Origin of the sequence: Gemmatimonas sp. (assembly GCF_027531815.1) — a bacterium.
GTDB lineage: Bacteria > Gemmatimonadota > Gemmatimonadetes > Gemmatimonadales > Gemmatimonadaceae > Gemmatimonas.
Genome location: NZ_JAPZSK010000014.1, coordinates 204,604 through 230,448, shown reverse-complemented (window position 1 = coordinate 230,448; position 25,845 = coordinate 204,604). Strand labels below are relative to the sequence as shown.

Annotated in this window: 18 protein-coding genes; 11 read left to right on the top strand and 7 right to left on the bottom strand. The window is 68.1% G+C overall.

What is annotated here, in order from left to right; genetic code table 11:
* Window positions 1-216 precede the first annotated feature (216 nt).
* Complete coding sequence (locus tag O9271_RS16450; protein WP_298272090.1) at window positions 217-1,791, top strand: S8 family serine peptidase; 1,575 nt, start codon at window positions 217-219, stop codon at window positions 1,789-1,791.
* Between the two features lie 53 nt (window positions 1,792-1,844).
* On the opposite strand, the gene O9271_RS16445 is transcribed toward O9271_RS16450, so the two are convergent.
* The 3 genes from O9271_RS16445 to O9271_RS16435 form a co-directional block, all read right to left on the bottom strand.
* On the bottom strand, window positions 1,845-2,621 hold the full coding sequence (locus O9271_RS16445; RefSeq protein WP_298272088.1) for a DUF4386 family protein: 777 nt from the start codon (window positions 2,619-2,621) through the stop codon (window positions 1,845-1,847).
* Window positions 2,622-2,656: 35 nt separating this feature from the next.
* The gene (locus O9271_RS16440; protein ID WP_298272085.1) at window positions 2,657-3,286 is read right to left on the bottom strand and encodes a hypothetical protein; all 630 of its coding nucleotides are present in this window, start codon (window positions 3,284-3,286) and stop codon (window positions 2,657-2,659) included.
* A gap of 99 nt (window positions 3,287-3,385) precedes the next feature.
* Window positions 3,386-3,991: a Crp/Fnr family transcriptional regulator gene (locus O9271_RS16435; protein WP_298272083.1), complete on the bottom strand. Its 606-nt coding sequence runs from the start codon at window positions 3,989-3,991 to the stop codon at window positions 3,386-3,388.
* 213 nt (window positions 3,992-4,204) lie between these two features.
* Between O9271_RS16435 and O9271_RS16430 the strand changes: the two genes are divergently transcribed.
* The 4 genes from O9271_RS16430 (at window position 4,205) to O9271_RS16415 (ending at window position 9,719) form a co-directional block, all read left to right on the top strand.
* On the top strand, window positions 4,205-4,870 hold the full coding sequence (locus tag O9271_RS16430) for a TetR/AcrR family transcriptional regulator (protein WP_298272079.1): 666 nt from the start codon (window positions 4,205-4,207) through the stop codon (window positions 4,868-4,870).
* Between the two features lie 65 nt (window positions 4,871-4,935).
* Window positions 4,936-7,299 carry a TonB-dependent receptor gene (locus O9271_RS16425; RefSeq protein WP_298272077.1) on the top strand — a complete coding sequence of 788 codons (2,364 nt, stop codon included), beginning with the start codon at window positions 4,936-4,938 and terminating at the stop codon, window positions 7,297-7,299.
* 41 nt (window positions 7,300-7,340) lie between these two features.
* Window positions 7,341-8,798, top strand: coding sequence for an RluA family pseudouridine synthase (locus O9271_RS16420; protein WP_298272074.1), 1,458 nt, complete (start codon window positions 7,341-7,343; stop codon window positions 8,796-8,798).
* Between the two features lie 21 nt (window positions 8,799-8,819).
* Window positions 8,820-9,719, top strand: a complete 900-nt coding sequence (locus O9271_RS16415) for a hypothetical protein (RefSeq protein ID WP_298272071.1) — start codon at window positions 8,820-8,822, stop codon at window positions 9,717-9,719.
* Between the two features lie 16 nt (window positions 9,720-9,735).
* Here the strand turns inward: O9271_RS16415 and O9271_RS16410 are convergent, their stop codons facing one another.
* A complete protein-coding gene (locus tag O9271_RS16410) occupies window positions 9,736-10,566 on the bottom strand; it encodes a M48 family metallopeptidase (protein ID WP_298272067.1) in 831 nt (276 codons plus the stop codon).
* Between the two features lie 394 nt (window positions 10,567-10,960).
* A complete protein-coding gene (locus O9271_RS16405) occupies window positions 10,961-11,434 on the bottom strand; it encodes a DUF1269 domain-containing protein (RefSeq protein ID WP_298272064.1) in 474 nt (157 codons plus the stop codon).
* Window positions 11,435-11,582: 148 nt separating this feature from the next.
* Between O9271_RS16405 and O9271_RS16400 the strand changes: the two genes are divergently transcribed.
* The 6 genes from O9271_RS16400 (at window position 11,583) to O9271_RS16375 (ending at window position 21,254) form a co-directional block, all read left to right on the top strand.
* Window positions 11,583-12,965: a hypothetical protein gene (locus O9271_RS16400; protein ID WP_298272205.1), complete on the top strand. Its 1,383-nt coding sequence runs from the start codon at window positions 11,583-11,585 to the stop codon at window positions 12,963-12,965.
* A gap of 124 nt (window positions 12,966-13,089) precedes the next feature.
* A complete protein-coding gene (locus O9271_RS16395; RefSeq protein WP_298272062.1) occupies window positions 13,090-13,686 on the top strand; it encodes a TetR/AcrR family transcriptional regulator in 597 nt (198 codons plus the stop codon).
* 12 nt (window positions 13,687-13,698) lie between these two features.
* The gene (locus tag O9271_RS16390) at window positions 13,699-17,880 is read left to right on the top strand and encodes a serine hydrolase (RefSeq protein WP_298272059.1); all 4,182 of its coding nucleotides are present in this window, start codon (window positions 13,699-13,701) and stop codon (window positions 17,878-17,880) included.
* Entirely contained in the window at window positions 17,877-19,547 is a 1,671-nt protein-coding gene (locus O9271_RS16385; protein ID WP_298272056.1) for an amidohydrolase family protein, read from the top strand. Before O9271_RS16390 ends, O9271_RS16385 begins: the two co-directional genes overlap by 4 nt.
* Before the next feature lie 9 nt (window positions 19,548-19,556).
* A complete protein-coding gene (locus tag O9271_RS16380; RefSeq protein ID WP_298272053.1) occupies window positions 19,557-20,174 on the top strand; it encodes a GNAT family N-acetyltransferase in 618 nt (205 codons plus the stop codon).
* 87 nt (window positions 20,175-20,261) lie between these two features.
* Complete coding sequence (locus O9271_RS16375) at window positions 20,262-21,254, top strand: alkaline phosphatase family protein (RefSeq protein WP_298272051.1); 993 nt, start codon at window positions 20,262-20,264, stop codon at window positions 21,252-21,254.
* A gap of 77 nt (window positions 21,255-21,331) precedes the next feature.
* Here O9271_RS16375 and O9271_RS16370 read toward each other — a convergent pair whose 3' ends face one another.
* Complete coding sequence (locus O9271_RS16370; RefSeq protein ID WP_298272048.1) at window positions 21,332-22,744, bottom strand: hypothetical protein; 1,413 nt, start codon at window positions 22,742-22,744, stop codon at window positions 21,332-21,334.
* A gap of 1 nt (window position 22,745) precedes the next feature.
* Complete coding sequence (locus O9271_RS16365; protein ID WP_298272046.1) at window positions 22,746-25,796, bottom strand: SusC/RagA family TonB-linked outer membrane protein; 3,051 nt, start codon at window positions 25,794-25,796, stop codon at window positions 22,746-22,748.
* Window positions 25,797-25,845: the final 49 nt, after the last annotated feature.

Sequence of the window (25,845 nt, the reverse complement as noted above, 5' to 3'; positions counted from 1 at the left end):
GCTCAAGTTCGGCGACGAGCTGCCGATCTTCCGAGGGCACCTTCGTTGTCCGAAAAGAGCACCCCGCCGGTGACGGCGGTCCGCAGAGCCAGCCAACTCACCGAGTCGTGAGTCCGGGCGGTCGCCGAAGCGCGAAGTTCCCTCCCGGGGCCATTCTGGTTCCCGGCATTTCGTTGCATGGCTCGGACGACATTCGCCCTCAAACGGAGCGTTGTCGTGAAGCACCTGCAGGTACCATTGGCCATTCTGGGGGTTGGGCTCCTTGCCGCATGCACGGAAGGCCCCACGCAAGCGGCATTGTCGATTCCGACCATTCCGCCAACACCCTACATCGTCGTGCTGCGTGATACCGCGTCCGACGTCGCCACCGCCACCACGGCGGTCGTTGCGGCGGCCATCGCCTCGGACCCGAGCGGGTCTTCCCGCTCGGCCGCGGCACGCACCTTGCCAGCACTGGACGACGAGAACCTCTTTCCGTCACTGCACGCCGCCGTCGTGACCGTTACGGAAGACCAGGCCGCCCGCATGCGGGCCAACCCCGACGTGGCGGCCGTGGAGGCGGTACTCCCCACCACCCTGTATGCCGCCACGTTGCAGTCCACCCCGTCGTGGGCTCTCGATCGCCTCAACCAGGCATCGCTGCCGCTCGATGGCCGGACGACCCGCTTCGGCGGCGACGGACAGGGGGTACGCATTGCGATCTTCGACAGCGGCATTCGATGGACGCACGCGGAGCTGTCCGGACGCGTCGTGGGAGGCTTCGATGCCTTTGCCAACGCGCCCAAGCAAAGCGGTGACGCCCATGGGCACGGGACGCTCGTCGCGTCGCTGGCGGCGGGACGTACGTACGGCGTCGCCCCCAGTGCCACGGTACTCGACGTTCGTGTGATGAACGCCTCGGGATCCGGCAGCTCGCTGGAGCTGGTGCGCGGGGCGGACTGGGTGATCGCCGAGAAGCGGCGAGTTGCGGGCCCCATGGTGGCCAACCTGAGCCTCGGCGTGGCCGGTGGCAGCACCGTGATCGATGCACTCGTCGACCGCCTGCGTGCGGCGGGGATCGTGGTGGTGGTGGCGGCCGGGAACTCCAGTACCGATGCGTGCACCGTCTCGCCTGCGCGGGCACCCGGCGCCCTGACCGTCGGTGCGTCGGCCAATGGTACCACGGATACCCGCGCCGCGTTTTCGAACGGGGGATCGTGCGTGGACTTGAGCGCCCCGGGGACGACGATTCCCGGCGCGGGCATGTCGAGCGACGCCGCTCTGGTCACGGCATCTGGAACGTCGATGTCATCGCCGCTGGTGTCCGGTGCCGCCGCCACGTATCTGGGCGTGGCCAGGACCGCCACGCCAGATGCTGTGGCGGCCTGGTTGCTAGGCGAAAGTGTTGTGGGACGCCTGACGGGACTGCTGCCCAACACGCCCAACCGGTTGCTCTCCGTGCAGCGGCTGCCCGGGGTGAGCGCCCCGACGCCGGCGCCGACGCCGACGCCCAAGCCCACACCAACGCCGACGCCGACACCCACCCCGACCACGGCGAGCTTCACGCTGACGTCGTCGTGTGTGGCGCGGGTATGCACCATCGACGCGAGTATCCCCACCAACACGTCGACCGCCAATGCCAACACGGTCGTGTACACGTGGACCATCGGTGGGGTCAGTTCCACGTCTGGCACGAACCTGCGGCGCGTGGTGCTCACGTTTGGCTCCCCGGGCGTCGTCACCGTCACCGTGACAGCGCGTCTGGGTTCCACAACGCTCGGTACGGCCTCGAGCGTCCTTACTGTCAAGTAGTCGGGGCGTCAGCGACACTGACCCCTGGTGAACAATTACCCTGTCATTTGGAGCTAAGGCACAATCCTCACGTGCGCCGCAGGGCGGCGCGCGGCGCGCCTGAGGAACAGGAGCCCCAGGGCCATGAACCAGAGCTGAACTCCGGTGGTGGACAGCACGATCGAGACCGGTGGCGCAATGCCCAGCAGTTCGAGGCCGGGCATTGCCACGAGTCCGCCGGACAGGAGCCCCGCCACGCCAGCCCAAGGGGGCAACTGCCGGTCGCGCAGGATCAGCAGGCTGGCGCTGATGGCCCAGATGGCGGCAAAGAGCGCCACGCCAAGCGCTTCCCCGATGGCTCCGCCCCAAGCGTTAATGGCCGCCTGCGTGGTTTCGATTGCCGCGCGGGCCTCTGCCGACAGGCCAGGATGAGCATAGGCGTCAGCCAGCGCCAGACTGCCCGTGAGCCACCGCAGAATGCCAATCGCCCGCGCGAGCGACGACGCGACGGCCGCCCCGATGGCCACCAGCGCCAGCGAGCCGAGCGGGCCCGGACGGGCCGCCAGCCGAACGGTCACGACGCCGGTGGCCAGAAAGAGCAGGGAGTAGCCGAGATACAGGCCGTATCCCAGGCGTACCGCACTCACCTGGTCCCGCAGCAGCGGCAGCATCTGGGACGGAGGAAAATCGAGGCTCTCCGGCCACTGGATTGCGCCGCCAAGCACGGCCATGGGCGCGAAGATGCAGACCCCCTGCACCAGCAGGACCAGACCGGCTGCCAGATACCGGCGTCGCGGCATCTCGCCGGCGGCATGCAGGAAACCGCCCGCTTGGTGTCCGGACGCGGGCACCGCGCCGTGCTGTTCGGGGCGGTGGCTCCGGGTACTCAAAAGCTGTACCCCAATCGCAAGGCCCCAAGTGGGAAGGGCGTTTCCCCCACCTGTCTCGTCAGCGTCTTGTCTTCGAAGATCGGCCAGGGATTCGACTTGTAGACGACCCGGGCAATACCGAATTGGGGCACGATGTACAGCTTCCTGCCCGGGAACTGGTACTTGTAGCCCACATATCCCGACATCAACCAATCGAAGCTGTTGTAGGTCTTGCCCGTGGTGACGTGGTCCTGCAGCACGCCCAGTCCGGTGGTCTGCGAAAACTCGGCATGAAGCCCGCGCCAGACGTACTGCCGGTAGCCGCTGGCCACGCTGTAATCGGCAAAGCGTCCTTCCGTTTCACGATCCTGCGGGAAGTCCACATTGACCCCGGCGTAGACATCCCCACGGAGTTGCCCCTTCTGCCACAGCTTGGCGGTGACGTGCGTCCGCGTTGCCCCGGGAAAGAATGGCCAGAGGATATCGGTTTCGAGACCGAATCTGCTTTCCGGCGTCTCGGCGCGGGCCTGCGCAGAGGACGCACGGGCGCTGCCAATGGCCGGCGCTGTAGCGGGGGGCCGACTCGCGTGGCGGCATCCGGAGCCGACCAAAGCCACGGCTGCCAGCAGACACAGGCTGATACGCATTCGCACTCTCCAGCGGTGGAGCGGGATGGGTGTTGGCGCTGGTGGCGCCAGAGACGCACGAATGATTGGAGAGGCGCCGGAACGCCGCCTTGATCCAGGTCAAGTCCCGCGCGCGAGTTTCCGGCGTAAGCGACTCAACGCTTCGGGGGTAATGCCGAGATAGGCGGCAATCATGTGTTTCGGGACGCGTTCGAGGATCTTCGGGCGCTCCGTGACCATCGCACGGTAGCGAGCCTCGGCATCCTGGAGCACCAACGCGGCCGTGCGCCGCTGGGCCGCCGCCAGTACGGCCTCGGCAATGAGGCGCCCTCGGCGCTCCCACGCCGCCGACGAGGCATAGAGGCGCTGCAGCTCCGTGTAGCCAAGGAGCCAGACCACCGAGTCCTCAACGGCATCCACCCACTGTGTGGCCGCGGTTTGGGACACGAAGCTCCCGTAATCGGCCGCGACGCTCTCCTCGAAGAAGAAGTTCCCGGTGAACTCCCTGCCGTCGCCCACCAGGAAGTACCGCAGCAATCCGCACTCGACGAACGCCAGGTCACGGCACACCTCGCCGGCTCGCAGGAGCGGCTGCCTTGCCTGGAGCGCCTTGCGTCGCAGGAGCGGCCGGAGCACGCTCCATTCGGTGTCGGTGAGGGGGGCGGGCCGCGAAAGCACCCGCCGCACGACCTCGGCCCCTTCGCTCCCGCGGACTGTGTCTGCCATCAGACCGAGGGTACCGACAGCAGCGGCACCGGCGCTTCGGGAGGCACGCCACGTGTGGTGAGTTGTGTCCAGAGGGCGGGGCCTCCTGCAGCGACATGGCCAAACACGAACATGCGTGCTCCGGTGGGTGGGGAAGGGTATCGGGGCCGAGCCGGTCGAGTGGTCCGGGCGCCGGGCTTGACAATCAATGTTAACAGTGTAACCTAAAAGACCATGGCTACCAAGGAACCGCAGGACGGCCTGCTTTCGCGAGCTGAACGTCTCCGCCACCGGTCGGCGGAGAGGCGTGAGGCGCAGCGTGGGCGGTTGCGGGATCTGCTGCTGGCGGTCGCGGAGGAACAGCTGCTCGAGAAGGGGTATGGGGCCTTTTCCTTGCGGGAAGTGGCGGAGGCCACGCAGTACACGCCTACCACTATCTACCGCCACTTCCGCGATCGCGAGGCCCTGATCGCGGCGGTCCTGGAGAAGTGGTTTCTGCAATTCGCTCGCGCGCTCGATGAGGCGGATCGTCCCGAGGCCGCCGCCGGCGAGCGCGTCCTCGCCCTCGGTGACGCCTACCTGCGCTTCGCGCTGGCGCAGCCGGCGCGGTACCGGGTCATGTTCGTCGACCGACCGGACATCGGCATTCTTCCTGACGGAACGGCAGACCTCCATAACGATCCGGCGTTCGGCGTGCTCATTCGGGTCTGCGAGGCCTTGTGTGCGGCCGGCGAGGCGAGATCATACCAGCCCCTTCAGGTGGCCATGATGCTCTGGCTCGGCTTGCACGGGACGGCCTCGATGTCTGCGTGTTCGCAGATCGTCGACACGCGGGCGGCACAGCAGATCGGGATGGGGATTGCCCACCTCCTGCTGCGCGGGCTCCGCTCCACCCCCTGAGCGGCAATTTTTTGCGGCTTTGGTTAACACCAATCTTTTTCCTACCTCTTCACACAGGAGTGTTCATGTTCACTTTGCGCACCATGCATCTGGCGGCGGCTGCCGCCGCGCTGCTCGTGGCGGCGACTCCACCACGGCTTGATGCGCAGGGCGCACGCCCCGCAACGGCCGGGCCCGCTCAGCCCGCCCGCACCGGCACCATTCAGGGGCGCGTGCTCGACCGCGACACGCAACAGCCCATTGCCGAGGCGCAACTTCAGGTGGTAGGCAGCACCATTGGGACCCTCTCCGACAGCGAGGGCCGGTTCACCATCGCCGGCGCGCCGGTCGGCACCCAGACCATCCGGGTCCTGCGCATCGGTTATCGCCCCACCACGGTCAGCGACCTGCTCGTCAACCCGGGGCGCCCGACACAGGTGGAGGTCCAGCTGGAATCGTCGGCTGCCACGCTCGCGGCCACGCGCGTCGTGGCCGGGAACGCGTCGTTCGTGGCCCCGCGCAACACCCCCGCCTCGCGCATCACCATGAGCTACGAGGAGATCCGCCGCGCTCCCGGGGCCATTGGGGATGTGAGCCGCCTGGTGCAGTCGCTCCCCGGCGTCCTGACCGGCAACGATACCCGCAACGACATCATCTCGCGCGGCGGCAGCCCCATGGAGAATCTGTTCCTCGTGGATGGTATCGAGGTACCGAACATCAACCATTTCGCGGGGCAGGGAAGCACCGGCGGGCCCATCGGCATGATCAACAACGAACTGGTACGCGACGTGGCCTTCTACGCCGGCGCGTTCGGCCCGCGCTTCGGCAATCGGCTCTCCAGCGTGCTCGACATCTCGTTGCGTGAGGGCAGCAGCGATGGCCGCCGCACCGAGTTCGACATGAGCAACGCCGGGGCCGGCATCGTGACCGAGGGGCCCCTCGGTTCCCGCGCGACCTACATACTGTCGGGTCGGCAAAGCTATCTCGATCTCGTCGCGCCGCTCATCGGTCTCACGGCGGTGCCCTACACCACCAACTTCCAGGCGAAGGTGGCGTGGCGTCCGGGGGCCCGCGACGTCGTCAAGCTCGTGGGTATTGGCGGCTTCGATCGTATCGACTTCACGAGCACGGCAACGGACACCGAGGATCCGGATCCGCCGGGCACGACTCGTGTTCGCGGTGATCGCTGGACCGGCGGCGTCTCGTGGCAGCGCCTGCTGGGGGCCCGTGGCGTGGGCACGCTCGTCGCGAGTGCCAGCACCGGCGCCAATGACGTGCGCGTGCGCGAAGAGGCGTTCGGTGCCACTCCCGTGTGGGCCAACGATGCCCGCGAGAATGAGTACATTCTGCGCTACGACGCCACCTTCAACTTCCCCCGATTCGCCGACGTGAACGTGGGGGCCACGGCCCGGCGCCTGACCATCAACTCCGCGGTCGCCTCGCCCTTCGGCGTGAACAACCCCTTCTCGGCCGCCCGCACGCGCGTCGACACGGTGGCCGTGGATCGGTCGGACGATGTGGACATCGCGGGGGCGTATCTCGAACTCGTGCGCACGGTCGGGGCCGTCGACCTTGCCGCGAGCGTGCGCGGCGACCGCTTCGGGCAGTCGGAGGCCTCCCGTCTCGCGCCTCGCGCGGCGGTCACCTGGCGTCCGACCGGCAAGCTGAGCCTGTCCGGCACGTGGGGGCGCTACCACCAGCAGGTACCCATTGTCTTTACGGCGAACATCCCGGCCAACGCCTCACTCTCCCCCATGCAGGCCGATCACGGCGTGCTGGGCGCTCGCTGGACCCCGCGCGAGAATCTGTTGCTCAGCGTGGAGGCCTTCGACCGCCAGTACCGCGACTATCCGGTGGCGCGCGCCTACCCGCAGCTGTCGCTGGCCAACACCGGTGACCAGAACGGGGTGTCGGACCTGCTCTTTCCCATGACGAGCGAAGGCACCGGCCGGTCGCGCGGGCTCGAACTCTTCCTGCAGCAGAAGTTCACCGGCGCCACGTATGGCCAGATCAGCTACACTCGCTCCCGGGTCGAGCATCGCGCCCGTGACGGCCAGTGGCGCCCCGGCGGGTACGATGCGCCCAACTTCTTCACGGCGATCTTCGGCGTGAAGCGGGGGACCAACTGGGAGTTCTCCACCCGTGGCAGCTACTCCAGCGGTCGCCCGCTCACGCCGCTGAACACGGTTGCCGCCGCGGCGCAGAACCGGCTCGTGTATGATGTGCAGCGGATCAACAGCGACCGGACACCGGCCTATGCCCGGCTGGATGTCCGCATCGACCGGCGCTTCCTCGTGCGCGGATCGTGGCTCTCGACCTATATCGACCTGCAGAACATCACCAATCGTGACAACCGCTCGGTGCAGCAGTGGAACAGCAAGACGCGAGACGTGGAGTGGCGCGAGCAGATCGCGTTCTTCCCGGTGCTTGGCATCAACTGGAAGTTCTGAGGGCTGATGCCGCCGGCGTCCCGCACCGTGTCCCGCCGCCGGTGACGATCGGCGTTCCGCACCCGATCGCGCTGGCGGCGAGTCCCCCCGCACGTCCCCGGCGATTTCCCACGCCGTTCGATCGCCGGGCCGTGCACCCGCTGGCGCACCGGGCGGCGGCGGCGCTCATGGACACCCTGGGCTCACCGGAGGCGCAGGGATGGCGCCTGCACGAGCCGGGGAACGGCAAGATGTTCGGCGTGCTGATTGTCGCGAGTCCCGACGGCGCGCTCGGCTATCTGCGTGCCTTCTCGGGCATGCTGCAGGGCCAGTGGGAGCTGCCGGGCTGGGCGCCCCCCACCTTCGATTGTGCACAGCGCGATGTCGTGTGGGGACCCGGCGAAGTGGAGATGCTCGACTTTGCCGCCCAGCGCGCGGCGCTGCTGGCCACGGCGCCGACCGACGGGGATACCGCTCGCCGCGCCCGCATCACGGCGGCGGTGGCGGCGCTCGATGCCCGGCGTACGGCTCGCTCCCGTATCCTCCTCGCGCAGATTCAGGAGAGCTACCGCTTCGTCAACGCGCGCGGCGTGGTGCGTACCCTGCGCGAACTGTTCGCGCCGGCGGCCCCCCCTGCGGGGGCCGGGGATTGCGCGGCCCCCAAACTGCTGGCGCAGGCGTTTCGCCTGGGGCTCACGCCAGTCGCGTTGGCCGAGTTCTGGTGGGGCGCGCCGTCGGTCACCGGGGACAAGCGCGAAGGGGTGTTTTACGCGGCCTGCCGTGGCAAGTGCCTGCCCATCCTCACGCACATGCTGGACGGGCTCCCCGCCGATCCGCCGCCATTGTTCGGGGCTGCCGCCATTGATCCGGCCGAGCCGCGCGTCGTGTACGAAGACGAGCAGCTGCTGGTGGTGAACAAGCCCAGCGGGCTGCTCACGGTGCCAGGGCGCAGCGCGTCGTTGCAGGACTGCGTGGTGTCGCGATTGCGCGAGCGATATCCCCACGCCACCGGCCCGCTGGTCGTGCATCGGCTGGACATGGACACGTCGGGGCTTCTCCTGGTCGCGAAGTCGCTCGAGGTGGCCAAGACCCTGCAGCGGCTGTTCGCGTTGCGGGAGATCGAGAAGCAGTACGTGGCGGTGCTCGATGGTCTGGTGGCGAACGATGGGGGACACATCATGTTGGCGCTCCGTCCCGACATCGACGACCGGCCGCGCAACATTCACGATCCGGTGCATGGCAAGCCAGCGCATACGGAATGGCAGGTGCTGGCGCGGGACCCGGGAGGCCACGGCGGGCGTACGCGCGTGCGGTTCACGCCGCACACCGGGCGGTCGCACCAGCTGCGCGTACACGCGGCGCACCCGGCGGGGCTGAATGCGCCCATCGTGGGGGACCGGCTGTATGGCCGCACGCCGCCGGACGACGACGAGCGGTTGCTCTTGCATGCGGAACGGCTCGCCTTCGTGCACCCCGTGACGGCCAGGCCGGTGGAGGTGCAGGCGCCTGCCCCCTTCTGACGACTCGCGATAGCTTGGGGGATGCCCGAGTTGCACGCGAGCCCGTCATCGTTACCGGTCGTCTTGTCGACCGCCGACTGGCAGGCGCGCGCGGCGGCGCATCGTGCCCGGATCCAGCCGTACACGCAGGCGCGTCGGGCGCGACGCGCGCGCGGGGCGTCGCATCCCGTGCAGGACTTCCTCTTTCAGTATTACAGCTACTCCGCGGGGAAGCTGGAGGCGTGGCACCCAAACGCACACGAGGCCATTGCCGAGAGCACAGAGGCACGTGAGCGGTTCACGGCGCCGGTGTACGGCGCTGCCCATGGCATCCTGCGTCGTGATGTGGCCACCATGGCCGCCGGAAAGCGCGCGACCATGGCCGAGGTGCTGGCGCTGTTGCGGGCCACGCGTGATCGGCCGGCGCACTTTGGCTGCTACGGCATGCACGAGTGGGCCATGGTGTACGGCGGGCACGACATCCGGCACGACGGCGTGGCGTCGCTGCGGCTGCCGCAGCAGCAGATCGACGCCTTCGTGGAGAGCCGACCGGTGGTGTGCAGTCACTTCGACGCGTTCCGCTTTCTTGCGCCGGCAGCGAAGCCGTTCAACCGGCTTCCCCTGGCGTACGAGACACGGTATGCGGCCGAGCAGCCCGGGTGCATTCACGCCAACATGGACCTCTACCGTTGGGCGTACACGTGCATGCCCTGGGTCGGGAGTGACTTGCTCGCTGACTGTTTCGAGCTGGCCATGGCGCTGCGGGATCTCGATATGCAGGCGGGGCCGTATGATCTGCAGGCGTTCGGCGTGGAACCCGTGCGCATTGAAACCGCCGCGGGGCGCGACGAGTACCAGCGGCGGCAGCGGGCGTTGAGTGCGCGAGCGCGCGTGCTGCGGGGGCGACTCATGGACGTGCTCGCGCAGGTGCTCGCCGAGTAGATTCGGGGGAACGGCGCTATCGAGTTACCGGGACGCCGTACCGTGCCTGCAGCACGGCAAAGGCGGCCTCAAGCTCACTGGGAGCACCACGAGGTACGCCGGGGCCGATGAGTCGTTCGGCATTCTCGATGCGGGTGCCTTCCATGGGGTGCGTGGAGACCCATTCGAGATAGGCCGGCACGTTGCCTGATTGCTCGCGCAGGCGCGCGAAGAAGCGCACCATCCCGCGCGGGTCGATACCGGCGCGTGTGGTGTACACGATGCCGGCCGAATCGGCCTGCAGTTCGTCGGTCCGACTGAACTTGGCGGTGAGCGCGTTTGCGCCCAGGTTGATGGCCACCTGCGACAGCCCCGTGTCGCAGAGCCCGGTGAAGAGACACACCACGGTGACCGCGGCGGAGAGCCCCTGCTGCTTGCGCGCCTGCTGCGCCCCGTGCGACAGCCGGGCATGCGCCACCTCGTGGCCAAGCACGCCACCCAGTTCCGCGACATCGCGCGCGCTGCGCAGCAGCCCGGTGTGCACGTACACGAAGCCGCCCGGCAGGGCGAACGCGTTGACCGACGAGTCGCGCACGATGCGGAACGTGTAGGGATACGCCACCGGTCCACCGGCCTCCACGAGGGCGTTGCCAATGGTGGCGAGCGCCTGTTCTCCCTCCGCATCACGCACGACCTGAACGCGTCGCTCGATCTCAGCGGCGGCCTCGGCGCCCAGCTGCCGCTCCTCGGTGGCGTCCATGGAGCAGCCGGCGAGGAGCAGTGCGCAGGCGGCCGCCCGCGCAGCTGCCCCCAGCGACCCGAGCACCCCAGATGGGCGGGGCGCGGCGACACGAAACAGTAAGGTCATGGTAAGTGAATCGGCAGCCGAACTCAGGGGTTCCGGGGGGTCGCCAGCGGCAGGAGAGCCTCGCCATGCGGGGCGTGGACCCCCGGCGCAAGATCGGGAGAGGCAGGCCGTATACGCGCCTGCGGTACGTGGCCGACGTGGAGCAGTGGGACTCTGTCGCTGACAAGTACGCCACCCTGGGTGGCATCGTGGAGGCGTTCATCACGGGCGATGGGTTCCGTTCCCCTTCCGTGCAGTGCCGCATTGATCCGCTCAGGCACGATCGAGATCAACCTCCGCAAGGGCGCTTCTCCTCGGGCTCGCTCGTGGGGCGTTGCGCGTGCGCTCCCACGTGAACTGGGGTCAGGCGATCGTGGGACGCGCGCGCGGTTTCACACGCACCCGGGGCCGTTCGTTAGGGCGCACGCTGCATGGATGCCATGGCCCGCGCGAGTTCCGATTCTTCCGTGCTCGCCACGACCACGCCGCCGCCCTGCGCCAGCACCTCGCCCGCGCGCGTCTTGCTGACCGCATCCACCAACGCGACCAACATGGAGGAGTTGGTGGTGAGCCCCTCGCCCATCTGCGTGAGCAGCGCGTCGGGGAAGCCGAGGTCGAGGAAGTAGGCGGCCAGCGCTCCACCCGCCGCCAGGGTGATGGTGCCGACGCCGGGCAGGATGAGCCCGGCCAGCGCGCCCACCAGCGCGCTCTTGCCCACGCCCCAGTCCTGGGACTCGGTGAACTCCACCTCGCCACTGGCATGGCGGGTGATCACGGCCACGTTCCCGAGGCCGATCGAGGCGGACTTGAGGAGCGCCACGCCGCTCTCGGCGCCGCCGGGGGTGTTGAAGCTGGCAATCAGAATGTGACGGACGTTCGCGTCGGACATGGCATCTCCGGAAGAAGGTGGGGGTGCGTACCCCGCAGGAGGGCGTTGGTGCGATCTGCGCGTCCGGCTCGGCCGACGCTCACCACGGTGAGCAGCATCCCGGGTCCGCTCAATTGCCGAGTCGCGCCACACCCGGTAGCATGGAGCCATGCCCATCTCGCTCAGCGGTCGCCGCCCCCCGCGCCGGTGGCGCCCCGTTGCCGCCTGTTTGCTGGCCCTGCTCTCGGCCTGCTCCGGCGGAGACACCGGTGGCGCCGCCGCCGCCCCGCTGGCCGACGGGACCTTTGCGCGCATCCAGCGCACCATCGTCGAGCCCAGCTGTGCCGGGTGCCACCGCAGCGGCAGCAGCGACGCGCGGCAGTCGGGGCTGGTGCTGTCGGCGGATTCGAGCTACCAGCAGATGGTAAGCGCCCCGTCGCTCCATCCGAAGGCGCGCGCCGATGGCCTGCTGCGCATCAAGCCGTTCCGTGCCGACAGCTCCCTGCTGTACCACAAGCTCGCGTGGATCCCCGGCCACCACAGTGCCGACTACGGCAACCTCATGCCTATGGGTACCACGCAAGGGCTCAGCATGGGACAGCTGGAGTACGTGCGCCGCTGGATCGAAGCGGGGGCGCCTCGCTCGGGACACGTGGTGGACACCGCCGTGCTGCGCGATGCCCGGCTGCAGGTGGCCAGTTTCACCCCCTTGGCGCCACCAGCGGGCGCCGCCGGGCTGCAGCTTACCGTGGACAGCTTTCCGGTGCCGCCACGCAACGAACGGGAGCTGTTCCTGTACCGCACGTTGGGCAATCGCGAAGCGCTCTACGTCACGCGCATCGAATCACGCATGCGCCCCGGCAGCCATCATCTGCTGCTCTATACCTTCGACGAGTCGCGCACCACGTTCCCGTGCAACCTGCGGCCACCGGCCAACGTCGTGCGCGACCTGCGCACCGCCGAGGGCGTACCGATTGCCGTCAACATGCTGCCCATGGCCTGCCATGTGTTCTTCGCTGGCGCCATGACCCCGGAATTCGACTATCGCTTCCCGCCCGGGGTGGCGCTGCGCCTGCCCCCCAACGCAGCCATCGACCTGAACGTGCATTACGTGAACAAGTCGCCGGCGCCGTTCCCCGGTCAGGCCGCGGCGAACCTGTACACGGTGGATCGCAGTGCCGTGCGCATCGAGGCGCGCACGCTCAACCTGGCCAACACCAGCTTCACCCTGCCGGCGCGGCAGCGCACCACCATCCGCACGGTGTTTCGTACGCCGGTACGCACGACGGTACTGGGGCTCACGTCGCACATGCACGCGCTGGGCGAGCGCTTCGAGATTCGCGTCCTGCGCACCAACGGCACCGAGAGCAGCGTGTACGTGAACACCGACTGGGAACACCCGGCGTTCCTCAATTTTCCCACGCCTCTCGTGCTCGAGGCGGGGGACGCGCTGGTCTCCGTGGTCACCTACCACAACACGACCGATCGGCCGGTGGGGTTCGGTCTGCTCAGTACCGACGAGATGAACATCATCTTCGGGTACGCGTACTAGCACCGTCGCCGTCACATCGCCCTGCCGCGGACGCCGCCGCGTCATGGACACCGGTGCGCTGGCAGGTTAGCGTAACCGGTGTTATGCGAACCATCGCCCGCATCATTCTCCCACCGTCCCGCCGGTGAGTCGCCCTCGCGGAGATCATCGGGCGCGGCGTGAGGCCATCGCCGACACCGCGGCGCAGCTGATTGCGACGCGCGGTCTCGATCAGGTGACGCTGCGTAGTGTTGCCGCGGCCCTCGGCGTGACGACCGGCGTGCTCACCCACTACTTCCCCTCGAAGGACGCGCTGCTCCGCCACACCAAGAACCGCGCCTTCGATCGGTCGTTCGCGCGTGCCAGCGCGGCGGCGGTGGGGCCACCCGGCATGGAGCGGGTCCATGCGGTCGTCGCGGCGGTGTTGCCCCTCGATGCCGAGCGTCGGCAGCTCTGGCGCCTGCTGGTGGCATTCTACGGCAGTGCCGTCGGATCGCCAGCACGGCGACGCGGGCAGGAGCGACGCATGAACCGCTGGTACGCTCTCTATCGGGAGGCGGTGGCTCCGCTTCGGGAGACGGGCGAGATCCCCGGGGATGCCGATGTGGCACGCATTGGCACGGCACTCGCGCTGTTCGTAGAGGGGCTGGCCATTCACGTCGTCATGACGTCACCCACGGCGAGTGCCGAGTGGCAGGAATCCTTCGCCCGCGAACAGGTACGTCGTCTCGTTACCGGCTGATCGGAGTCATTCATGCGACATCTTCCCACGGCGCTTGCTGCCACCTTCCTGTCATCCGCGGCGCTGTCCGCGCCGGTGCTGTCCGCGCAGGCGCCGCCGGCGCAGGCGCTGCCGGCGTCGACACCGTCCGCCGCGGCGCCGTTCCGTACGGTCGCCTTCACCACCACCGAAGGCACGTGGGTATCGCTCGACGTCAGTCCCGATGGGCGCACCCTCGTCGTCGAACTGCTGGGCGAGCTGTACACGCTGCCGGTTGCTGGTGGTCGCGCCCAGCCGCTGCTGACCGGGCGGGCGTTCCAGTCGCAGCCGCGCTACTCGCCAACGGGAGCACAGCTGGTCTACATCAGTGACGAGAGTGGCTCCGACAACGTGTGGATCGCCAACGCCGATGGGTCGGGTGCGCGACCGCTCACCCGCCTGCCACGCGCCGGCATGTTGTCGCCCGCGTGGACGCGCGATGGACGCGCCATCGTCGTGACGGTGACCACGCCCTACACCACCCGCGCGGCCGAGCTCTGGCGCTACGACGTGGCCACCGGTGAGGGCACCCGACTGCTGGAGAACACCAACGGCCCGGCGCAGCCGCTGGTCTCGGCGCCGGCGCCCGGCCCGTACGGCCCCCTGCCGAGTCCCGATGGCCAGAGTCTCTGGTTCAGCTCCGTTACGCCGCGCCCCTACGGCAGCCGCAACGGCCCGAGCAGCAACATTCTCCGCGTGCCGGTGGCTGGGGGGGCGCCCACGCCGGTCGTGGTGGAGGGCATGCCCGCCATGAAGCCGTTGCTGTCGCCCGACGGCGGCACGCTTGTCTACGGCACCGTGCGTGAGGGGCGCACGGGGCTCAAGGCGCGCGATCTCGCCACCGGCGCCGAACGGTGGCTCGCGTATCCCGTAGACCGTCATCAGCTGGAGTCGCGCGCCTCGCGCGATGTGCTACCGAACGCGGCCTTCTCGCCCGACGGTCGCTGGCTGTACGCGGCCTTCGGCGGCCGCATTCACCGACTCGGCGTGCGCGACGGCAGCGACACCGTCATTCCGTTCACCGCGAGCGTGTCCCTCGAGGTAACGCCCACGCTGCGCGCGCCGCAGCGGCTCGATACCGGGGCCGTGTCCGCGCGGATGGCGCACCATGTGGCCACGGCCCGCGACGGTCGCCGAGCCTTCTCCGCACTCGGTCGCATCTGGCTGACCAGCACGACCGGTGGGGCCCCGCAGCGGCTCACGCGTACCCCGCAGGCGCGCGAATTCATGCCCGCGTGGTCTCCCGATGCGCGCTGGATCGCCTACGTGACGTGGAGCGAAGAGGGAGGCGCCCTGTGGAAGGCGCGCGCGGACGGGCGCGGCGCGCCGGTGCGTCTCAGTGCCACGCCGGCGTTCTGGCACGCACCGCGCTGGAGCGATGATGGGGCGACCATCACGGCCACCACGGCGCCGCTCGCCTCCACACTCTCGGCGCCCCCTGGTGGTGTGCCCGCCGATGCACAACAGGTGCGCGTTCCCGCCCAGGGTGGCGCGGTGCAGCTGCTGGGTCCCGCCGCGCGAAACGCCGCGCCTGCCGGCACCAGCGTTGCCGTGCCCGTTCCCGTGTCGCTGCCGCGAGCCAAGGCCGTGGGCACCGTCGTCCTGCGCGGTGCGACCGCCATCACCATGCGCGGCACGGAAGTCATGGCCAACGCCGATGTGCAGGTGACCAACGGTCGCATCGTGCATGTGGGTGCGCGTGACGCGCGCCCCCTGCCTGCCGAGGCGCGCGTGATCGACGTGCGCGGCAAGTTCATCGTGCCCGGCTACATCGATCTCCACGCGCATTGGGGGTCGGGGCAGGGGACACTCACGGTAGCCGACCTCCCGCAGCCCGAATCCACCAACGGACTGGCCAATCTCGCCATGGGTGTCACGACCGTGCGCGACCCCCAGGTGTCACCCGACATCTTCGCGGTCGCCGACATGGTGGAGGCCGATGGCGTACCGAGTCCGCGCGTCTTCTCCACGGGGCCGGGTGTCTTCGGCAGCATCGACTCCCAAACGCTCGACGACATGCGGCGCACGCTGGCGCGCTACCGCGACGTATATCGCACGCCCTACATCAAGGCCTATCAGGTGGGCAATCGTCAGCAGCGGCAATGGCTCATCGAGGCGGCGCGTGAGTTGGGCATGATGCCCACCACGGAGGGGGCGGCCGACGGCAAGGAAGACATCACGCACGCCATCGATGGCTTCAGCGGCCTCGAGCATGCGGTGCCGGAAGCGCCGCTCCACGATGACCTCATCCAGCTGTTCGCGCGCACCGGCATCGTGAATACGCCCACCGTGGTGGTGAGCTTCGGCGCGGCATTGCCGGTGTATCGCCTCCTCGCCGAAGAGCGGCCGCACGAGGATGCGCGGGTGGAGCGCTGGTTTCCCGACGGGCAGCTCTTTCAGCGCAGCTCCAGTCGGCTGCTCTGGTTTCCCCCGGAGGACTATCAGGATCGTGAGGTGGCCGCGGGTGCCGCGGCCGTGCTGCGCGCTGGCGGACACATCGGCCTGGGCGGCCACGGTGAAGTCCAGGGCTTGTCCAATCACTGGGAGATGGCGCTGCTCGCGCGTGGCGGCATGCACCCGCACGAGGTGCTGCGCGTGGCGACCATGGAAGGGGCGTACGCGCTGGGGCTCGAGCAGGAGCTGGGCAGCCTCGAAGCGGGGAAGGTGGCGGATCTGGTGGTGCTCGACGGGAATCCGCTGCACGACATTCGCCACACGCGAGAGGTGGCGTACGTGATGAAGGGCGGAACGCTGTACCGGGGCGGTACGCTCGATCGCGTCTGGCCAACGGCGGCGCCGCTCACCCTGCCGTGGGCCCTGCGCCGCACCGGCACCCCCACCATGGCCGCCGTGGACTCCGTGGTGCGCCACACCATGGAGCGGCTGCGCGCGCCGGGAGTGGCGTTGGCCGTCATGCGCCGCGGAGACGTGCTGCTGGCACGGGGGTACGGCGTCGCGGAGCTCGAACATCAGACGCCCGTTACCGAGGAAACGATCTTCCAGTCGGGGTCCATGGGCAAGCAGTTCACGAGTGCCGGCATCATGGCGCTGGTGGAAGACGGCAAACTGGATCTCGAGGCCTCGGTGCGCCGCTATCTGCCCAATGCGCCGGCTGCGTGGGAGCCCATTCGGCTGCGCCATCTGCTCGACCACAGCTCGGGATTGCCCGACTACACCGGCGACGGATTCGACTATCGGCGCGACTATACCGACGAGGAGCTGCTGCGCATGGCGGCGGCACTCCCGCTGGAGTTCACGCCCGGTACGCGCTGGAACTACTCGAACACCGGCTACGTGGTGCTCGGCATCATCATGACTCGCGTGAGCGGCATGCCGTACCACGAGTACCTGCGCCAGCGCCTCTTCACGCCGGCGGGGATGCCCACGGTGCGTGTCATCACCGAGAGTCAGGTCATCCCGCATCGGGCGCGCGGATACGTGCCCGTGCCGGGGGGATGGGAACATGCGACCTGGGTGGCACCGCAGCTCAACACCACCGCCGATGGTTCACTGTTGCTGTCGTTGCGCGACATGCTGGCCTGGAACCGGGCCGTGCGTGCCCGCGCCCTGCTCAGCCCCGAAAGCTGGCGGCGAATCTTCACGCCCATGACCCTCAACAGCGGTCGCACGCATCCCTATGGCTTCGGCTGGTTCATCGGTGAGGCCGGTGGTGCGCCGCTGTACGAGCATGGCGGCACGTGGCAAGGGTTCGTGACCCAGAATTCGTACTACGTCGGCAGTGATCTCAGCATCGTGGTGCTGTCCAACGGGCGCACCATGGCGCCGGCGATGATCGCGTCGGCGGTGGCCGCGCTCTTCGACACGACGCTGGCGCCGGTGCCACCGGTGACCACGCCACGCGCCGATCCAGACACGGCGGCCACGGCGTATGTGGCGCGCATGCTTGGCAAGGTCGCCAGTGGCCAGCTCGAACTCGCCGACTTTGCCTTCGTGCGACAGACGATCTTTCCTCGGCTCAAGGCGGCCGTGACCTCGCTGCTGAGCGGCAAGGGTGCTCCCACTCGCATGGAGTATCTCACGCATCGGATGCTTGGCGACGACGTGGAGACCGAGTACTACGCGTGGTTCGGCCGTGAGCGCTATCGGGTGATCGTTTCGCGTGGCCCGCAGGGCGGGCTCACGGGCTTGCGGGTGCAACCGGAGCCCGTGCCATGATGAACGGGAGAGATTCACGCCTGCCGGTGCGGGGGGCGCGGCGTGTGGCGGTATCCTGCGCGGCGCTGCTGGCCGCCTGTACGGCGCCACCGGTGTACGATGTGCTGCTCACGGGAGGCACGGTGGTGGATGGCACCGGAGCAGCGGCCGTGGTGGCCGACGTGGCCATCGTGGGCGATTCCATCGCGGCCATTGGTCCGGCGCTCAACGCGCGTGGTGCAAAGACGATCGTGGACGTGCACGGGCACGTGGTGGCGCCAGGGTTCTGGGACAATCACGCACACCTGGTGACGCTGGACTCGCATCCACTGGCCGAGAACTTCATTCGGCAGGGAATCACCACCATCCTGGCGCCGCAGCACAGTCAGGACCAGCCGTTTCCGCTCGATCAGTACATGGCGCGTGTACGCATGGCCCCCAACGTGGGACTGTTCTCGGGCCATACCTGGATCCGCAAGCGCGTCATGGGGCTCGCCAATCGCGCCCCCACCCCGGCAGAGCTCGCGTGGATGACGGCGCTCGTGGACTCGTCCATGCAGCAGGGGGCGCTTGGCCTCGCCACCGGGCTGGAGTACACACCGGCCACCTACGCCGAGCCGCCGGAGATCATGGCGCTGACCCGCGTGGCGGCTGCGTACGGCGGTGTCTACGTCACGCACATGCGCGATGAAGGCGCGGGTGTGCTGACCTCGGTCCAGCAGACGCTCGACGTGGGCAACGCGGCCGGTATTCCCGTGCAGATCAATCACCTCAAGGTTACGGGTGCGGCCCAGTGGGGGTGGAGCGCGCGCATCCTCGCGCTGCTCGACTCGGCTGCCGCCGCCGGTACCGCCGTGGCGTTCGATGTGTACCCCTACGACGCGTACAGCACCTACTCCGATCTCATGTTTCCGGCGTGGGCGCTCGCCGACGGCCCGCCGGCATTCGCGAAGCGCGTGGCCGACCGGCCCACGCGGGCGCGGCTCGTGCGCGAGATGCGCGCGCTCTTTCCGCGGCAGACCGGGCCCGGTCCGGAGACGATTCGCTTCCGCGAGGTCGCCGCGCATCCGGAGCTGGCCGGCCGCACCTTGGCCGACTACCTCGATACCCTCGGCCAGCCCCGCACCGTGGAGGCTGCCGTGGAGGCGCTCATCGCCCTGCAGCTCAAGGGCGGCTTCATCGGCGTGTTCACGGGGATGGACGAGGGCGATATCGAGCGTTTCATCCGGCATCCCCGCGCCATGTTCGAAACCGACGGCGATCTGGTGACGCCCGGCATCGGGTACCCGCATCCGCGCAGCTATGGGTCATTTCCGCGCGTGCTGTCGCGCTATGTGCGCGAGCGACGCACGCTCACGCTGCTGGAGGCGGTACGGCGCATGACGCAGATGCCGGCAGCGTGGCTGGCGCAGGCCAACCGCGGAACGCTCGCGCCAGGGATGGCCGCCGATGTGGTGGTCTTCCATCCGGATTCCATCGCAGATCGCGCCCAGTATACCGATCCGCATCACTACGCCGACGGGGTGGTGCACGTACTGGTGAACGGCACCTTCGTATTGCGCGCGGGCGTCATGACCGGTGCCTTGCCGGGGCGGTTTCTGCCGCGCATGCGGCCGTCGGCAAAGCCTGCTGGTCGTGCGAGCGTCGGCAGCCCCCCAGCGGCGCCACGTTCGGCTGCAACGAGGTAGTCTCCACCGATGTCGAATTTCCCCGAACTCCCCCTGGGATACACATTGGTGCCGCCCGGTCACATCGCGAGTGTGGTGACCTTCCTCGAGATGACGTCGCCACCCGCGAACGTACACACGGGTCGCGAGACAGTCGCGTTCAGTCTCGAGCGCCTGGGCGCCACCGATGTGGACCGTTACCGCGAGCTTTTTCGCACGGTGGGGGCGCCGTGGCTGTGGTTCTCACGCCTGCGGATGCCGCGCGAGATACTCGAGGCGCTGCTGGGCGATACCGACGTGGAGGCGTACGCGGTGTGCGATGGGGCCCAGGACATTGGCCTGCTTGAACTGGATTTCCGAGCGCCGGCTGAATGTGAACTGGCATTCTTCGGCCTCGTGGCCGATCGGGTGGGGCAGGGAGTCGGTCGCTGGCTCATGAGCGAGGCGCTCATACGCGCCTGGCACCGTCCCATCCATCGCCTGCATGTGCACACCTGCACGCTCGATCATCCGCAGGCGGTGGCCTTCTACCAGCGTGCCGGCTTCATCCCACATCGCCGTGCGGTGGAAGTGGCTTCGGATCCGCGGCTCACCGGTGATCTGCCGCGCACTGCCGGGGCGCAGGTGCCGCTCCTTCCTTCCGAATGACCCGCCCGCTCCCGACCTGTACCGCATCGTGGTCGAACCGATACACAGGGGTCATCTCGCCGTCGTCGTTGTCGCCAGCTTGACAGCATGAACCGTTCTGTCGTTTCCGCTCTTCTGGCGTCCGCGCTGCTGTTCGGGTGTCAGCCTTCTCCCGCGAGCACGCCCGCTCCGGTACGTAAGGCCGTGTTCATCCTGCTCGACGGTATACCGGCCGACGTCATCGAGCAGGTCCCCACTCCCGCACTGGACGCGATCGCGGCGGAGGGCGGTTATGCGCGCGCGCATGTCGGTGGCGAGCTGGGCGGTCCCACGGAGACGCCCACGGTGTCAGCGCCAGGCTACATGAGTCTGCTCACTGGTACCTGGGCGAACAAGCACAACGTGCGCGGCAACAGCAACCAGTCGCCCAACTACGACTACTGGAATCTCTTCCGCATTGTCGAAGCGGCCGACTCCACCTTGGTCACGGCCATTTTCTCCACGTGGCTCGACAACCGCACCGTCCTGGTGGGTGAAGGGCGCCCCAATGCCGGTGCCTTCCACCTTGATCATGCGGCGGACGGCTTCGAACTCGACACGGTGGCCTTTCCGCACGACCGCGCGTCGGCGTACATCCGCGCCATCGACGAGCATGTTGCCGAGCGCGCCGCCGCGTACATCGCCGAGCGCGGGCCTGATCTGTCGTGGGTGTACCTGCAGCACACCGACGATGCCGGGCATGCGCATGGGGACAGCGAGGCGTTTCACGTCGCGGTGCAGGAGGCCGACCGACGCGTGGGGCGTATCTGGGCCGCGGCGCAGCGTCGCGCGCGACTTGGCGAGCAGTGGATGGTGGTCGTTACCACCGATCACGGGCGCGACGCCCGCACAGGCAAGGGCCACGGCGGGCAGTCCGCGCGCGAGCGGACCACCTGGATGGTCATCAACCAGCGGCCGCTCACCCCGCGCTTCACCAGTGGGGCGGCGGCCATCGTGGACATCGCCCCGACCATCCTGCAGCACCTGCGCATTGCCCCGCCGGTTGCCGTGGCGAAAGCCATGGAGGGGGTGTCGTTGGTGGGGGCTGCAGGTCGCCGCTGACAACGCGTGCCGTTCAGGCAGAAGGACACAGCGCCCACCTTGCGGTGAGCGCTGTGTCCTTCGGTGTGCCGGAGGGGCTACGGATTGCGGTCGGTGCAGCCGCTGAAGGCCGTGTTGTTCCGCTCGGCGAATGACGGTGTGAGCGTGACATCTGTTCCGTAGGTGCCGCCCTTGAAGTACGCGCCGGTTGGCCAGACGGCGGTCGCCGGTCGCGCATACTGACGCTGAAGGCGACGCAGATCCCCCACCCGTGTTGCGGTGAGATAGAACCAGAACGCCCGCTCCCTGAAGAGGAGCGAAACGCGCGCATCGGCGGTGCCGGGATCGGTCAGCGGCGGCAGGATGTCGGCCGCCGTACCGATGTTGCGCAGGGTGCGCACCGCGGCATCGGCACGCGGTTCGTTGAGCTTCGCCAGCCACGTCATGGCATCCCCACGGCGCAGCGCCGCTTCCGCCTCGATGAGTCGAGCCGTCACCCCGCTCACCAGCGGAGTGGGAGCCGAGCCATTCGGGTACCCGAGGACCGTGAAGACCTGGGTGGAGCCATCCTGTCCCAGGCGCGACGTGGTGGAGGTGAGCACACGCGGGTCGCGCGCTGAGCGGTAGTCGAGCCCATTGCCGCCTTCGCGATCCGACGGCCCGAAGTTGGCGGTGTTCACCATCCAGTCGAAGATGCTGTTCACCAGGGTGGTCTGCGAGAACTCCACCGCATACTGCCAGCCGGTGGGCACGGCAATCGACCCCGCGCCGTCGCCACCGGCACTGACGGTGGCCGCCGCCGCCTCGAACTGCCCGAGATTGAGCTGCGCCCGTGCTTTCGCCACACGCGCCAGATAGCGCAGGTTCTGGTCGGTGGCCGCGTTGCCCAGCGCGGCCAGCGCGCTGTCCGCCTGCGCAATGGCTCGCTGATACAGCTGCTGCGTGGTGACGAGGGTGGCCGCCTCCGGTGCAGCGTCGTTCACGCTGGCGAGCGGTACGCCGTTGCAGAAGAGCTCCCCGCCGATGTTGAGCGTGATGCCCTGCAGCGCGTAGAGCTGCCCCACATCGCGATTCCGCGTGGCACTGGCCGGCACGAACTGATTGAGCGCACGAATGGCGCGCACCACCTGCGTGTAGCTGTCGGAGAACTTGTTCCACGCGGCTGCGGGGAACGTATTCTCGTTGAACGCGCGCTGGTCGATGTGGTCAGCCCCGGGACGGGCATTGATCAGTTCATCCGACAGCAGACCCACGTAGATGTTCACCCCCACGTTGGTCGTACCACCGAAGAACTGGGCAAAGTCGCGGAGTGCGCCAGCCCGGAGGGCCAAGGCACCGTTCGGGCTCGCCGCGTCCTCCGGGCGGATCTGATCGGGCGTTTCCACACCCAGCAGGCGTTCCCGTTCACAGCCGCCGAGCGTGGCAAGCAACACGAGGGCAGCTGCGCGACGGAGCCGGCGCGACGATGCGGCCGCGAGGGCTCGCTGAGCAACAGTCATGTGGGTGGTCATGTCAGTACCCCAGGTTGACGCGCAGCGTCCAGTAGCGGAGGAGCGGCGCCGAGAAGAAGTCGTTGTTTCCCCCACCCGCGTTGTTCGCTGCCCCATTGGTTTCCGGATCGATGCCGGGGAAGCGGTTCCAAAGCAGGCCCAGGTTACGGCCGACGAGCGCGATCGTGGTACTGCGGGCACCCAGCTTCGAGCCCATGTTCGAGGGCAGGGTGTACGAGACCGACAGCTCGCGGAAGCGGATGAAGTCATTGGGCGTGAAGTACCCCCACACCGTATTGCCCAACCGCGCGCTCGTGGTGGCCACGGCGGCGGCCTGATCGGCGAGCGGCGCCGACTTGTCGTTCACGGCGCGGCAGTTGCCCGAGATGCACCGCTGATTCTCGAACCCCCACTGGTTGTAGTGGCCGCCGCGATAGTCGAACAGTGTGCTGATCTGCAGGCTGTTCCTGAAGAATGCAAACGTGTTGGACCATCCGGCTTCGCGCACCGGAAGCGTGGGCCCCTTGTACTCGGCGGTGTCCCCCACGACGATTTCGTTTTCCGTGAGGATCCCGTCGCTGTTCGCGTCGGCGAAGCTCTTGATGGGGCGCGCCCACAGGGCAAAGGTGGGATAGCCCACCACGTTGCGCGCACCCTGCGTCACGGCGAGCTGCGCGCGCCCCGCATCCACGAGCTTGTTGCGGATGATCGATCCGTTCAGGCGACTGCTCCAGTCGAACCAGCTGCGCGAAATAATGCGCATGTCGAGCGCCAACTCGGCGCCGGCATTGGTGACGGCGGCAATGTTCTGCCACTGGCTCGCCCCGGCGCCGAAGCTTGGCGGCAGCGGATTCTGGAAGAGCGCGTCGCGGGAGAGCTTCTTGAAATAGGTGGCTTCCACGTTGACGCGCCCGTTCAACAGCGCCACATCGAGGCCGGCTTCGGTCTCGGTTGTAACCTCCGGACGAAGATCGAAGTTGCCGATGGCGGCCAGACGCAACGCACCGACTTCCGTGCCACCCAGCGGCACGGTGTTGGCACTCAGGAACTGCAGCGCCGCGATGGTGCTGGGCTGCACGCCCGCCTGACCCCAGGCGGCGCGGAATCGCAGATTGTTGAGCAGCGAGGACTGCGGGAACCACGACTCGTCGCTCATGACGTAGGAGACCGCGGCGCGCGGATACAGCGTGTTGCCGGCATTGCGGCCGAAGGCGCTGTTCTGGTCAGTACGAACGCTCCCGGTGAGGAACAGCCGATCATTCCAGGCAAAGTCCTGCTGCAGGTAGGCACCGTAGGTGGCGTTCTCCGACGTGAACTCGCTGCTGGTGCGAATGGACGCCGAGTTGGGGGTCTGGGCGCCGGGTGGCAGCGTATAGCCCTGAACCACCGTTTCATACTGCGTGTCCTTGAACCACTGCGCCCCCACACTCGTCTTCGTGCTGATGGTGGGGGTGAGCGTGAAGCTCGCCGTGGAGCCAAGATCGACCGAGTAGCGGGAGAACGCGCTGCGCGTGGCGTCCTTGCCGCCCGTCTGTCCCGGTGGACCCCAGCCGGTCACCGTTCCCTCGTTGGCACGCGCAAAGCGGTACGAGTACCCGCCCACCTGATCGAGACCCACCACCGCCCGGTTGGCGAGCCAGCTGAACGGCTTCCAGTTGAGCTGCGTCGAGCCGGTCAGTCGCTGATCGCGCCGCGACTGGCTGACCGACAGGATGTCGCCCGTGAACTGCGCCGAATTGCCGTTGAAGGCCGTGCGAAAGCCGGGAGCGAAGTACGACTGGAACGACAGGCCCGCGAAGAACCCGCCGTCGAACGGGCTGAGCAGCGTGCGGTCGATGTAGCCGGTATTCACGGAGAGGTCGGCGGTCTTGCCAAGCGGAAACGTGAAGTTGCCGCGAATGGACGTCTGATCGAGTTGATTGGGCTCGATCTGTTCGGCCGTCGGTCGTTTGCCGCGCGCGGTGGTCAGGCGCGTGATCTCGGCATCGGGCATGCGGTATGGCCCGGTTTCTTCCTGCCGCTCCACGCTGAAGAAGTAGCGCAGGTTCTCGGTGCCACCCGAGGCATTCACGCCGAGCTGCAGACGGGGCTGCGTGGCGAACGGCGTGGTCTCGGGGTTCATGAGCGGATTGAACGTGGTGAGCGAGTCACGCACGCACCGCCCGAGGGACTGGTCGCTGATGCGGCACAGGACCGAGGCCGTGCCGGGGTTGCCGTTCACGACATTGCGGCCCCAGGCGCGGTAATTGTCGAAGAACTGCGCGGGCTGCTGCACCTGCCCGTACTCGGCGGCGACACCCCAGCGCGTGGCGCCGGTGCGACCGCGCTTGGTCTTGATGACCAGCACGCCATTGGCGGCTGCCGTCCCGTACAGCGCGGAGGCCGACGGACCTTTGAGGATGTCGACTGACTCGATCTCTTCCGGGTTGATACCACTGAAGTTGTTGATGCGCTGCGTCGAGTAGTTGCCGGGAACCGGCGAGTTGTCGATGCGCACGCCGTCGATGACGATGAGGGGCTCGTTTGACAGCGACAGCGAACTGGTGCCGCGGATGCGGATGGAGGAGGACGTGCCTGTCTGCCCGGAGCCCTGCACGATCTGCACGCCGGCGACCCGCCCCTGCAACAGCTCGTTCACGTTGGTCGCCGCGGCCTTCTCGGCGAGGGAGTCGGCGCGCACCGTCGCCACCACGTTGCCGTACGACTTGCGCGATTGTTCACCCGTTGCCGTCGTCACCACGGCGTCGAGGGTCTTGGCGGCGTTGGTGAGCGAGAAGTCCGCCACCACCTCGCCGTTCGCCGGTACCGTGACCGTCTTCGTCGTGGGCTGATAGCCGAGACGCACGACGCGAATGGTGACGGATCCACTGGGAACGCCCCGAATGACGTACCGTCCGTCGTTGTCCGTCAACCCGCCGAGACGGGTGGTACTCACGGAGACCTGGGCGGCGGCAATCACATTGCCACTCCCCGCCTCCGTGACACGTCCTCGCACCACGGCAGTGCCTTGAGCCCATCCTATGGAGGGCAAGAGGACGAGTCCCACAACTGCCACCGAAATCTTGCCGCGCATCTCACGCCCCTCGTTGGTGGAAGGATTGTGTCACAACTCGCCCACCAAA